The organism is Arsenicibacter sp. R0_47, from assembly GCF_057652235.1.
This window is the reverse complement of sequence record NZ_JBYFCJ010000009.1, coordinates 35799-47954: the sequence shown is the minus strand read 5'-3', so window position 1 is coordinate 47954 and position 12156 is coordinate 35799. Positions and strand designations below refer to the sequence as shown.

The 12156-nt window shown below is 52.2% G+C and carries 10 protein-coding genes; 1 reads left to right on the top strand and 9 read right to left on the bottom strand.

Going from position 1 to position 12156, the window contains the following annotated elements; genetic code table 11:
- Positions 1–3: 3 nt before the first annotated feature.
- The 3 genes from AC23NW_RS16965 to AC23NW_RS16955 form a co-directional block, all read right to left on the bottom strand.
- Positions 4–681, bottom strand: coding sequence for a hypothetical protein (locus AC23NW_RS16965; RefSeq protein WP_487450820.1), 678 nt, complete (start codon positions 679–681; stop codon positions 4–6).
- Positions 682–822: 141 nt separating this feature from the next.
- Positions 823–3393 carry a beta strand repeat-containing protein gene (locus AC23NW_RS16960; protein WP_487450819.1) on the bottom strand — a complete coding sequence of 857 codons (2571 nt, stop codon included), beginning with the start codon at positions 3391–3393 and terminating at the stop codon, positions 823–825.
- A gap of 223 nt (positions 3394–3616) precedes the next feature.
- On the bottom strand, positions 3617–4774 hold the full coding sequence (locus AC23NW_RS16955; protein WP_487450818.1) for an MFS transporter: 1158 nt from the start codon (positions 4772–4774) through the stop codon (positions 3617–3619).
- 189 nt (positions 4775–4963) lie between these two features.
- On the opposite strand from AC23NW_RS16955, the gene AC23NW_RS16950 reads away from it, so the two are divergent.
- Positions 4964–5650, top strand: a complete 687-nt coding sequence (locus AC23NW_RS16950; protein ID WP_487450817.1) for a response regulator transcription factor — start codon at positions 4964–4966, stop codon at positions 5648–5650.
- Positions 5651–5654: 4 nt separating this feature from the next.
- On the opposite strand, the gene AC23NW_RS16945 is transcribed toward AC23NW_RS16950, so the two are convergent.
- From AC23NW_RS16945 to AC23NW_RS16920, 6 genes are all read right to left on the bottom strand, one after another.
- Positions 5655–6956, bottom strand: coding sequence for a sensor histidine kinase (locus AC23NW_RS16945; RefSeq protein ID WP_487450816.1), 1302 nt, complete (start codon positions 6954–6956; stop codon positions 5655–5657).
- A gap of 77 nt (positions 6957–7033) precedes the next feature.
- Positions 7034–8422, bottom strand: a complete 1389-nt coding sequence (locus tag AC23NW_RS16940) for a sigma-54-dependent transcriptional regulator (RefSeq protein WP_487450972.1) — start codon at positions 8420–8422, stop codon at positions 7034–7036.
- 77 nt (positions 8423–8499) lie between these two features.
- Positions 8500–8865: a four helix bundle protein gene (locus AC23NW_RS16935; protein WP_487450815.1), complete on the bottom strand. Its 366-nt coding sequence runs from the start codon at positions 8863–8865 to the stop codon at positions 8500–8502.
- A 122-nt stretch (positions 8866–8987) separates the two neighbouring features.
- Positions 8988–10139 carry an ABC transporter permease gene (locus AC23NW_RS16930; RefSeq protein ID WP_487450814.1) on the bottom strand — a complete coding sequence of 384 codons (1152 nt, stop codon included), beginning with the start codon at positions 10137–10139 and terminating at the stop codon, positions 8988–8990.
- 88 nt (positions 10140–10227) lie between these two features.
- Positions 10228–11475 (bottom strand): ABC transporter permease, encoded by a 1248-nt coding sequence (locus AC23NW_RS16925; RefSeq protein WP_487450813.1) that lies wholly within the window; start codon positions 11473–11475, stop codon positions 10228–10230.
- The gene (locus AC23NW_RS16920) at positions 11469–12155 is read right to left on the bottom strand and encodes an ABC transporter ATP-binding protein (protein WP_293843611.1); all 687 of its coding nucleotides are present in this window, start codon (positions 12153–12155) and stop codon (positions 11469–11471) included. The genes AC23NW_RS16925 and AC23NW_RS16920 overlap by 7 nt, the downstream gene beginning before the upstream one ends.
- Position 12156 lies beyond the last annotated feature (1 nt).

Sequence of the window (12156 nt, the reverse complement as noted above, 5' to 3'; positions counted from 1 at the left end):
TTATCACACAAACCGCGGTGTAAACCCGCCCTGCCAGGTGCCTGGCACCGGAATCATGTTGTCGCCCTTGATGTCGCAGCCTTCGAGTCTGGTAAGGGTGTTGTACCAGCTTTTCACGTACTCCGGCCGGACCTTTGCCAGGTCAACCAACAGGTGAAAACCGCCGCGTGTCTGTAAAAACGTCAGGCAGTCTTCGTTGATGACGCCGGTTAGCTGCCCTCTGACAGCATCAATGCTGACCCCGTCGAAGTCAAGGTCAAAATACACTTTCCGGCTGTGTGCTTTCTGAATTTCACTCAGCAGCTCCTGCTGCGGATTGTAATTGGCATACGGTCTGGTAATCAGTTCGGCCAAGCGGATCAAGCCGTTTTTGGCCGCCTTTTCCAGACTGCGCGGATTCGGGTTAATGTACAGCGCCAGCGCTTCCTGCGGAATCGGCTTGTGCTTCTGGTAGTATGTGCCGACAGGGCATTCGAGCTGCTGTATTTTCTCAAACAGGAACTCTTTGGTGGCCGTAAACCGCTTCAGCTGCTGTTTATCCGACGAAATATGCACCACATCCTTGCAGTATTTCGACCGTGCAAACAGGCAGCAATAATAGGTCTCATGCGGTTCCGTATCCGGCAACCAGTCGATAAAGGCTTTCAGGGTGGCTTCGTCGGTAATAATCTGGTAGTTCATCTGGTGGCGTCTCAATGAAATGACAAAATAACCGGCATTTTTACGGAAACGGAAATCTGCTATACCAAAAACCGGCGGCTGAGACGGCTTCAGTCCCAACCGCCGGTTGCCCGACAGGGTTATTTTCCTGCTTCGCGCGGCTTACTTACAGCCCGTCCCGGTTACGGTATAGGTAGTTGTATCACTGCTTACATTTCCACAACCATCATTATTCGTAACAGTCAATGTATATGCTCCTGCCTGGTTAATTCCATCAAAACTCAGGGTATAGTTGCCTGCATTCCGGAAAACGTTGCTGAATACATACCCATTTGGCCCCGTGATAATAAAACTGTTGCCACTGCCCCGGCCTTCGAGCTTCACCGTACAATTGCCTGTCGTAAGCGTCCCGTTTGCGGTTAACGAAATAGCGTCTGCAACCGGAGCGGTCGAGAATTCATAGGCCCCCATGTCAATGGTACCATTAACGATCCGGCTGTTACCGGCCAAATCAACAGACGCTACATTGACCGCATTGGCACCGGTATTAATCGCGGGCGAGCAGGTTTTCAACGTAAAATCACCGGCAGCAGCATTGGTAAACAGCGGGTCCTGCGTCGTGTTGTTGCCGCCATCTACGTACGTGCTTGCGTTCGGTTCAATGAGGCTGTTTGTTAACCGGACAAATGCCCCGTTTGATGTTGAAAAATTAGATGGCGCTGAGCCGTTACCCCAAACGATGGTGTTTACCAAATCAACGGCTGTCGAGTTGGTTGCGACAAAAACGGTACCGGTAGCGGCCGTATTGCGGCTGATCGTGCCGTTCACAATGGTTGTGCTGAGCCCTGACCCGAGGAACATAACCCCGCCTGCCCCCGATGCCTCATTCTTATCGAAAAGAACGTTATTCAGAGCACCATCGCTACCAAAATCAGCATAGATTGCTCCCCCGTCAGCTGTTGCCTTATTTTCCAGGAACCGGACAAACCCCGCTTTATAGGGGCTGCCAAATATCGCATACAGCGCCCCGCCTGCACTTGCGGTATTCCGGCTAAGCGTAACGCTGGTCAGCTGACTTAACTGCCCGCCATTCGTTGCGAAAATGCCGCCGCCTTCGGCAGCAGATGCATTTTGGGTAATGCGGCCATCCGTAATGCTGTATGAGGTACTTGAACCGGTATAGAGGCCTCCACCTTTACCGGAAACTGCCGTATTCTGGCTGAGTGTCAGGGTGCTGATCAGAGCGTTACTGGAATTTATAGCATAAATTCCGCCTCCGTTATTTCCGCTATTCTGCTCAACAATGCCCCGGGTAATTGTAAAGCTTGATCCGTTCGATGCGTGCATCCCTCCTCCATCTCCGGTTACAGCCGTATTCTGATTGATGGTCACATCGCTTACTGTTCCCTGACTGGAATTAGTAGCGTAAATTCCGCCCCCGTTATTGGCTTTGTTCTGCGTAATGGTTGCCCGCGTCAATGTGTAACCTGCACCGCCGCTCGCATGAATCCCCCCGCCATCACCGCTCAGAACGATATTATTACTAACCTCGACATCTGTTAGCTGAAAGGGGTTTTCAGCGGACAAACCACCCCCGAAGATGCCGGCACTATTTTGCTGAAACGTACAGGAAATACCGGTAAATGAACTCCCGCAACATACCTTTAACCCACCACCGGAGCCCGTTACCGCCGTATTTTGCGTAAACTGTACGTTTGTTAAGGTGCCGGTACTGGTATTAAGTACGTACATGCCGCCTCCCAGGCTGGTAGCTATATTCTGCTGAATCACCGCATCGGATAAGGTATATGTACTGCCGCAGCAAATATAAATGCCCCCTCCCGAGGCAGCTGTGTTCTGGGTTATGGTAACGCCGGTAATCACTAACGGTCCATTTTCAAGATCCAGCGCCCCTCCGTTATTTGTTGCCGAATTTTGGCGGAAAGACGAATTACTGATCGTACACGAACTACTGCAACACATATACACGCCCCCGCCGTTAGCGGCGCTATTGCCCGTAAACGCAACCCCGATAAGCCGGAGATTAGTGGTTTCCACGCCAATGGCCCCGCCCTGCGACTGGGCAGAATTACCGGTAAGCAACGTGTTCTCAATGGTCAGACTATTGGCACTGCCACGCCCGTAAACAGCGCCGCCATTGGTAATACCCGCCCCGCTGCCGGCATTGCCTCCGGTGATTACAAGCCCGTTGAGCACCACATTGGTAGCATTTTCGTACGTAAACACATGAAATGAGTTATCGGATTTATCATTCTGTGTTCCGATATCGCCGCTGAACGTTGTACTGGATGGTTGTCCGTTAACGGCATCAATCGCCCGCCGGGCCGTCAAACTGGCTTCATTTCCGTCGAAACCGCCGTAAATCTGCACATTCGAGGCCAGTGTAAAACTCGTGGCGCGGGCGGTGGTGGAAGTAGGCTTGTAGATACCGGTAGCAATCCAGACCTGGGCGCTGCAACTCGATGCCTGTGTAATCGCCGCCTGAACCTGGGTCGCATCAAATGCATTTTGCCAGCTGCTGCCGTCTTTCACCATTGCGCCGCCGTTCTGCGTAACATAAATTACCCCGTTACAAGGAACTCCGGTAGCCGCATCCGTTCCTATGGCAGATGCGGAACGGTCATCTGCCATAGCCCATCCCTGAATACTGGCCAGGCAACCTGCTAAAGCTGTTAATAAAAAGAAAGTTAACCGGTTAAACGTGTAGTCCATAAAGTTATAGTATATAGTTTGGCGTGGTTTACATAAACCACGCTTAAATATATTATAACCACTATATGATTATAGTACACTAAAAAACCAGTATTGAAACTTTAATTTAATATGTGTATATAAATTTACGTTACTTCTTACTACCTGAACGAAAAACTGCCGGCAGCGCCCGCAACACATTACGGGAACTACCGGCAGTATATATTGCTCATGAAACCTATAATCAGCTGCTTTTCAGCCAGCGGCTACTCACCGTCACCAGCAGCAGCATGGCAATGATGACCAGAAAGGCCGTAGCCAGACTGCTCAGGTCGGCAATGAAACCGATCAGCGCCGGACCGGACAGCATACCGGCATAGCCCAGCGTTGCCACTGCCGGAATGCCCAGGTGCTCGGGCATGTCGTGCTGACTACCCGCGGCCGTAAACAGTACCGGAACCATATTTGAGCAACCTAACCCAACCAGTGCATAACCAAGCAGCGCCGCCTGCCAATCCGGAATAAAGGTGGCAACGGCCATGCCCGCCGCCGCAATTAATGACCCGATCACCAATACCCGCGTCCCGCCCAGGCGCTGTACCACCGCATCGCCGGTAAACCGCCCGATGGTCATCGTGATCGAAAACGCCGCAAAGCCCCAGCCTGCCATCGCCGCATCGACGCCCCGCTCCGTGGTCAGGAAAACACCGCTCCAGTCAAGAACAGCTCCCTCAGTCAGAAATGCGATAAAACAAAGCACCCCGATCAGCAGCACAATGCCTTTCGGAACCGCAAAAGCCGGGCCGCCGGAAGGCTCGCCCCCCGACTTCATAAAACCGTCTGAAACATAGAGGCTGGCCGCAATTAATAAGGCCAGAAAGCCTGTTGCGGCTGGCAAGGGAGCGATTCCCAGCCCTAAAACACCGCTCATGCCGGCAGCTCCGGCAAAACCACCCACGCTGAACAGGCCGTGAAAGCCCGACATCATGGCTTTGCCGCTTTCACGTTCCACGATAATGGCCTGAATATTCATGGTACAGTCCGTCGCTCCGATACTGGCTCCGAAAACAAACAGGGCAGCGCCCAGTAACGGAATGTTGGTTACCATTACCAGCAGGGGCAGCATCAGCCCAATTCCGCAGAGCCCCGTCAGCAATACCGGACGACACCCTAACCGGTTGGCCAGGTTACCGGCTACCGGCATGGAAATCATGGACCCGATGCCAACGCAGAGCAGCAGCAGCCCCAGCTCACCGTCGGAAAGGGCATTACGGTTTTTAACAAAGGGCACCAGCGGCGCCCAGGCAGCATAACCGATTCCGGTCAGTAGAAACGCAACACGGGTTGCCAGCAGATGGCGGTTTCCGGTCAATCGGACGGGTTGTAAGTTGTTTGTTTCCAATGAGTAACTGATTTTAATGACGGCTTCACCGGCTTAACCAGGCCTTGCAACCGGTTATTTGATAATGTTCGGTGGCAGCACCCCGAAATTTCACCCCATTTTAATGCTTTCTGGCCACTTTCTTACCATTTTCGAAGGCCGTTACGTACAATAATACTGTGTTTTCACTACTTGAAAACACCATTCCCTATGATGAAGTTACTACTTGTTGAAGATGATGAGCTGCTGGCTGCTACTGTAAAGAAGGAACTAGCGCTCTATGGCAACCGGGTCGATACTGCTTTTGATGGGCAGAGCGGGCTGACAATGGCCCTTGAAAATGACTATGATGTGGTTGTGCTGGACATTAACCTGCCGTTGCTGAACGGGTTTCAGGTCTGTCAGCTGCTGCGGACCGACAAACCCCACATACCGGTGCTGATGTTAACGGCCCTGGAAAGTCTCGCCCATAAAAAGGAAGGGTATGGCGTCGGTGCGGATGATTACCTGACAAAGCCGTTCGATCCGGATGATCTCCATGCGCATATTCTGGCCCTCTACTCCCGCTTCAGCGAAGTCAGTACAACACAGATTCTCCGGCTGGCCGATCTGGAACTCAACGGCGAAACCCGGCAGGTAACCCGCTCGGGGCAACCTATCGAGCTTACTGCCCGTGAATATGCCATGCTGGAATACCTGCTGCTGAACAAAAACCGCATTATTTCCCGGGTCAATATCTCGGAGCGGATCAAAAAACGCAAGGTCGGGGCCAGCATCAACATGATTGATGTGTACATCAATTACCTCCGCCGGAAAATTGACAGGCAGTTTTCGCCTAAACTCCTGTATACAATCATCGGGGTTGGGTACATGCTCAAAGACCCGACCATTCCCTGATGCATCAGACCATAATGATAAATTCGGTCCAGCCGCCGGCGTTGGTTTTCAGGGAAAATGTCAGGTTGTGATTCAGCAGAATCTCCCGCGTCAGGGTGAGCCCGATGCCCTGCCCGTCGGGTTTGGTGCTGTAGAACGGATTAAAGAGATTGGTTGATACCACCGGATCAATCGGCTGCCCGTTGTCACGGATAACCACACGATCGGCCTGCGCAATTACCGCTACCACCTGACCGGCACTACAGGCTTCAATGGCATTTTTGATGATATTCACCAGTGCCTGCTCCATCTGGACACGGTCGATCTGCCGGTACAGTACCGGTACAGAAGCGGTAAACGTTAACCGGAGCCCGTCGGCTTCGGCGCGGGGCATCATCAGCTGCACCACCGAACGGGTGACCTCCACCCAATCGTTGTTTGCCGGTTGCGGCACGGGCAGACGAACCACATCGGCAAACCGGCGCATGAACAGGTTCAGCCGGTCGTTGCGTTCAATGGCAACCTGGACGGCGTGGCAGACATCGGCCTGTTCGTCTTCCTCTAACACGCTTTTTGTCACATCCAGAATCGAGTTTACCGCCCCGATCGAGTTATTGACTTCGTGGGCCATCATCCGGATCACCTTGCCGTAGGCCAGCTTTTCGGTTTCCAGAATGGCCTGTGTCATCTCGGCAACAATGATAAACGACCGCCGGAAACCGCGGTCCATGAAGTGCGATTTCTGCACCCGGTACGTCTCAATGCCGTTGACTTTAATCGTACGGCTTTCGGCGTCGGCCAGGCTCGCCAGCTGCGCGGCCAGCGGATGGTCGATTGCCTGTACTGCTTTCCCGATCAGCGCCTGTCCGGGCAGTTGCAGCCATTCGATGGCTCTCGGATTTACCGCCGAAATCCGCTCATCGTAGTCAAATACCAGAATGGCAATCGGGGCGGCATCAATGAGTTTTTCGAGAAAAAATTGCTGTTCCATCTGGCGTGTCCGTTCCTCTCTCAGTTGATCGATCATCAGGTTATAGACCGTTATCAGCTGATCGATTTCGCTTTTACCGGTTGGCACAAACTTGGTCGTAAAATCCTTATCGCGGATACTTTCAATCCCCTGTGCGATGAATTCAATCGGTTTCCGGAAGTTGTTATAGAGATAAACCGCCACAAAAACAGACAACAGTACGATGACCTCAGAGGCGATAAAAATCAGTTTGTCTTTATAGACCCACTGAAAAATCAGGTAAATCAGCCCCAGATGGACAATAATGATGTACAGCAGAAACTGCACGCGCAGCGATACCCTGAACTCTTTTCTCATGGTTTACAAAAATTCATCCCCTCCAAAACGTCCGGAACAACCAGAACCCAGAACCACACAGAACAATCAGAACCAAATCACTCCTCCCCCTTATAATCCTGAAAACCAAACTTTTCAAGCCGGCGGTAAAGTGCAAAGCGGGTGATTCCGAGGGCACGGGCTACTTTTGATACCTGGTTGTTATGCAGCAGCATGGCCCGCCGGATCATTTCGTACTCCATCTGGTCAAGCGTCATGGTCCCGACCTCGGGCATTTGCTGGCCTCCCCGCGTCCCCGACGCGCTGATATGGGCCTGAAAGTCTTCGACATCCAGTACGTTCCGGGTTGCGAGCAGTACGGTCCGCTCCACAATGTTTTTCAGCTGGCGGATGTTGCCCGGCAACGGCAACGTTTTGAGCCAGTTCTGCGCATGACTGCTTACCCGCAGCATGGGCCGGTCATAAATCGTTTTCAGATTATTGACAAAATAGTCTACCAGGGCCGGAATATCGTCGGGGCGCTCGCGGAGGGCCGGCAGCCTGACGGTAATCAGGTTGATGCGGTAAAAGAGGTCTTCGCGGAACTCGCCGCGGGCAACCATCTCTTCCAGATTCCGGTTGGTGGCGCAGATCACCCGGACATCGACCAGTTTGCTGCGGCTGCTACCCAATGGTTCAAAGGTCCGGTCCTGCAACACCCGCAGCAGCTTCACCTGACTGGCGGGGTCCAGTTCCCCGATTTCGTCCAGGAAAATAGTGCCTTTGTCGGCGAGTTCAAACCGGCCTACCCGGTCGGTCCGGGCATCGGTAAACGCCCCGCGGACGTGGCCAAACAGTTCGCTGTCAAACAACGTAGCCGACACCCCACCTAGATTGACCTTTACAAATGGCTTTGTGCGGCGTTTGCTGTTCTGATGGACGGCCTCGGCAATCAGCTCCTTACCCGTACCGCTCTCGCCGGTAATCAGCACCGAAGCATCGGTCGGAGCCACCCGTCCGACCGTTTCCAGAATAGAAATCAGCTTGGCGTCATTACCGATAATCTGGTCAAACGCATGTTTCTGATCTACTTTACGGCGCGAGACCGATACCCCCCCAGCGTCGGTATCGGTCGTCTTCTGCGTCAGATTCAGTAGTGTTCGTATCGACTGAAGGAGGTGATCGTTCTGCCAGGGTTTGGTTATGAAATCCTGCGCACCGGCTTTCATCCCCCGCACGGCCAGGTCGATACTCCCCCATCCCGTAATCAGAATGACCGGCACGGCCGGATGCATTTTCCGCACTACGCCCAGCAGCCGCAAGCCTTCCTCGCCCGACGTATTGATCGAAAAATTCATGTCGAGCAACACCAGTTCGGGTTCATTAGCGGCGAGGGCCTCAAGCGCTTTATCCGGCGTTCCGGCCGCGAGCACATCAAACCCGTTCTTCCGCAACAGCAGCGAAAGGGATGTCTGTACCGCAATATCATCGTCGATCAACAGCAGCATGAAGCAGAGGGCGTGGCGCGTTGAGCACAGCGTCAGGAGGCAGCGCATTTTCTGCGCTTAAACCTATACTCAACGCGCTATCCATTGGTTAAATGTTTTTGAAAAGACGTTATTCTTCTGCTAAGTATATCCAATTGCTCAAATAAATGCTCTTTTTCCTGAAGGCTCACGTAACGCCGGCGTTGAATGACGACAAGTATATTCGCACATTCAAAGCATGACCGGTGGGCAAAATTGAGAAACTGATTAAACTCTTTACCCGACGTTGACCCGGAGCCTTCAGCAATGTTGTTGGAAATACTCATACCTGCACCACGGAGTTGTTCAGAAAACCTGAACAACTTTTTTGCTTCAAGATTATCAGCAATGTCGAACAATGTATCGCCGATATCAATTGCCATTTTCCAGATTTCAAGAGATTCGAAGCGAAAGCGTGTTTTCATTTTCGTACAAGTGATTGGTTCGACGTCAAAAGTATAGGCTCTCCCGCTTTTTCACTTTACCATTCACTAATCTCCTGCACAACACCACCACACTCTCTGCCCTACGCTCTTAGCCCTACGCCCTACTCTTCATGCAGCGCAACGGCCGGATGGATGGTGGCGGCTTGCCGGCTCGGGAACAGGGCACAAAGCGTTACCAGTCCGTAAATGATGGCAACCGCCAACGCAATCGCCCCAATATACACACCCGATGCCAGATCAAAGACATGCATGATCGGAAACTGAACGGCAAACAAGAGCCCGAACAGCAGGCTGAACGTTGCCAGCACCCAGATTTCGGCCACAAACTGCCACGATACCTGCCTTGCCGTAGCCCCGATGGCGCGGCGCAGACCAATCTCCGAACGGCGTCTGGCAATGCTCAGGTTCAGTACCCCGAATAAACCCAGTGCTACGTTGATCAGCAGAAATGAACAGATAATCAGGAAGATAATTACCGGCACCAGTGTCAGGTTATGCTGATTCTTCCGGGAATCAACCAGCGGGTTTACCTCTACGTTCCAGCCGACCAGCATCGTCGACATCTCTTTCACCAGCTTCGCCTCGAACATGGCATCGGTTCCGGGCTTTGTTTTGACCAGGTAAATTTTGTCCCAGGTATTTTTGGCCTCTATCATCTCAAAAACCGCCGGCGCGTTGGTCATAAACTCCCCTTTGGCCTTAAAGTTGTCAATAACGCCTACTACTCGGAAATCACCGAAGACCTTGCCCAGCGGGTTTTCATCCACAAACAGGGCTTCCTGTGTTTTGCGGTTAATAACCACGGGTTTGTACTTACCGCCCTGATCGCCCTTTGTATACCAATGACCAGCGACCAGCGGCATATCCAGCGTTTGGGCAAAATCGGCGTCAGTGGTATAAAAGTGAGACATCACATGGCGTTTCTTGTAGTCAACGCCATTATTCATCGTATTTGCCGAAAACGGATAGTTGGAACTCATCCGGGACACCGATTCTACCTCCGGATAGGCCTTCAACCGCTGTAGAATGGTATTTACCTTATCCTGCATCGCCGTTGTGTCCTGGTTATTGTTGAAGTCAACGGCCCAGACACGTTCGTAGCTGAAACCCAGCGGCTCCACATAGTTGCTGACGTTAAATACAATCATGGAACCCAGCCCGAACAAGACCAGAAAAGACGCCCAGATTTCTACCATCAGCAAGGCATGGGCTTTCTTTTTATTCCATATTAATCGAAAAAGATGACGGATCATGGTTTATTGAGAGATTGTGCGATTGAGTGATTGAGTGGTAAAGTATGCGGTAAACGCTTCACTCAATCACTCAATCGCCATTCACTAATTATGACTTAAGTGCTTCAACAATCGACAGTTTAGACATGCGCAGGGCGGGGGCAACGCCGGAGAGCAATCCGAAAATCAGACAGACACCGATGCTTACCAGAAATACATTCAGGTTAATGGTCAGGTCGGCATAAGCAATCCAGCCACTGTTGTTGATGAAATAAATGGTAATCAGTGTCAGGAGCAGGGCGATGGTGCCGCCGATAAACGTAATAAAGATGTTTTCGACGATGAACTGCATGAGCAACGTCCGGATCGGCGCCCCGAAGGCTTTGCGGATACCGATTTCCGACGACCGTTCCATGATCCGGCTCACGTTTACATTCACCAGGTTAATGGCCGGTAAGCCCATCAGCATCAGCATCAGGAAGGCAATGACGCTGTAGAAGATCACCTTTACCTGCGGGCCACCTTCCATAAAAATGCTGAGTACACTTTCTACATACGGGGCACAGCCTACTTCCAGCATTGCATACTTAAAGCCATTGCGGTTACCAGGCAGCGGAATACGCCGGATTTTGTCCTGAAATTCTTCCTGAATCGCTTTCCGGTCAGATACTTTTTTGGCCAGAATTACCGCAACATAGCCTCCCATGATGTCATCCTGCTCGTAGTTACTTTTCGGAACTGTGTAGGGAAAATAGATGTCCGCGTACGAGAAAAACCGGGTTGGCGGGCTACCTTTCACCACGCCAATCACCTTATAATGAACACTTTCCACTTCAATATCCTTACCAACCACCGGCTCCGACAAATCGCTGAAATACTGGCGCCGGAAGTCATCGGTAATCACCGCGACCAGTTCGCCGTTGCGGATATTCTGGTCATTGTAGGGTTTACCTTCCAGAAACGTAAAGTTCATCACCTCCCAGAAGGCGGCGTCGGTATACTTGGTATTCAGCTTGATCTTTTGCGAACCGGCATAGGCGTTGGAGGTCCTGAAGAAGCTGGTAATCGTTACTTTTTCGGGTGTTTTCAGGCTCTTTGCGTATTGTGTCAGGAATTTAAAGCTCATCGGACCCGTGTTCTGCGAGGTGCGGCTTGAATCCCTGAGCGCCATTTTTTCAATATAAAGCGACCGGTCACGATTGGTTTCCGGATAGTGGCTCCCAATGAGGTGGTCAATGAATGAGGTCAGGACCATCAGCACGGTTAGTGTCAGGCTGATGCCGAACAGGGTAATGAAGGTATAGAACGGATGCCGCAGCAGGACCTTCCAGGCGATTTTTATGTAGTTCGTTAGCATAGTGTCAGGGTTGTATCGCCTACCATTGTACCATCAAAAAGCCGGATCAGCCGGTGCGTTTTTTTGGCCATCGCTTCGTCGTGCGTCACCATCACGATGGTCGCGCCATCCGTGTTGAGTCCTTGCAGAATGGACAGGATTTCGTTGCCCATCACGCTGTCGAGGTTCCCCGTCGGCTCATCGGCCAGGATGATTTCGGGGCGGCCGACAATGGCACGGGCAATGGCGACGCGCTGTTTCTGCCCGCCCGACAACTGTTTCGGGAAGTGTTTGACGCGGTTGCTGAGGCCAACGCGCTCAAGGGCTTCCTGCGCCATCTGCCGCCGCTGCGTACCGGAAATCTGTTTGCGGTACAGGAGCGGAATCTCCACGTTGTCGAGCACCGACAGGTCGTTGATGAGGTGAAAGCTCTGGAAGATAAAGCCCAGCCGCTGGTTCCGCAGCCGCGCCAGTTCCTGATCGCTGTAGCTCGTTACGGGTTGCCCGCCCACGCTGATACCGCCTTTGCTGGGTGCATCCAGCAGGCCGATGATGTTGAGCAGCGTACTTTTCCCGCAGCCCGACGGCCCCATGATCGACGCAAACTCGCCCTGCCCGATGTGCAGGTTAATGTTGTTCAGTGCCAGCGTTTCGATGGTGCTGGTCCGGTAGACTTTTTCGATGTTCGTTAGTGTTATCATG

Bases quoted from the DNA above. Each gene is read 5' to 3' on its own strand.
- AC23NW_RS16960 (WP_487450819.1), bottom strand. From the start codon at position 3,393: ATGGACTACACGTTTAACCGGTTAACTTTCTTTTTATTAACAGCTTTA.
- AC23NW_RS16940 (WP_487450972.1), bottom strand. From the start codon at position 8,422: ATGCTGCTGTTGATCGACGATGATATTGCGGTACAGACATCCCTTTCG.
- AC23NW_RS16950 (WP_487450817.1), top strand. From the start codon at position 4,964: ATGATGAAGTTACTACTTGTTGAAGATGATGAGCTGCTGGCTGCTACT.
- AC23NW_RS16920 (WP_293843611.1), bottom strand. From the start codon at position 12,155: ATGATAACACTAACGAACATCGAAAAAGTCTACCGGACCAGCACCATC.
- AC23NW_RS16925 (WP_487450813.1), bottom strand. From the start codon at position 11,475: ATGCTAACGAACTACATAAAAATCGCCTGGAAGGTCCTGCTGCGGCAT.
- AC23NW_RS16965 (WP_487450820.1), bottom strand. From the start codon at position 681: ATGAACTACCAGATTATTACCGACGAAGCCACCCTGAAAGCCTTTATC.
- AC23NW_RS16930 (WP_487450814.1), bottom strand. From the start codon at position 10,139: ATGATCCGTCATCTTTTTCGATTAATATGGAATAAAAAGAAAGCCCAT.
- AC23NW_RS16935 (WP_487450815.1), bottom strand. From the start codon at position 8,865: ATGAAAACACGCTTTCGCTTCGAATCTCTTGAAATCTGGAAAATGGCA.
- AC23NW_RS16945 (WP_487450816.1), bottom strand. From the start codon at position 6,956: ATGAGAAAAGAGTTCAGGGTATCGCTGCGCGTGCAGTTTCTGCTGTAC.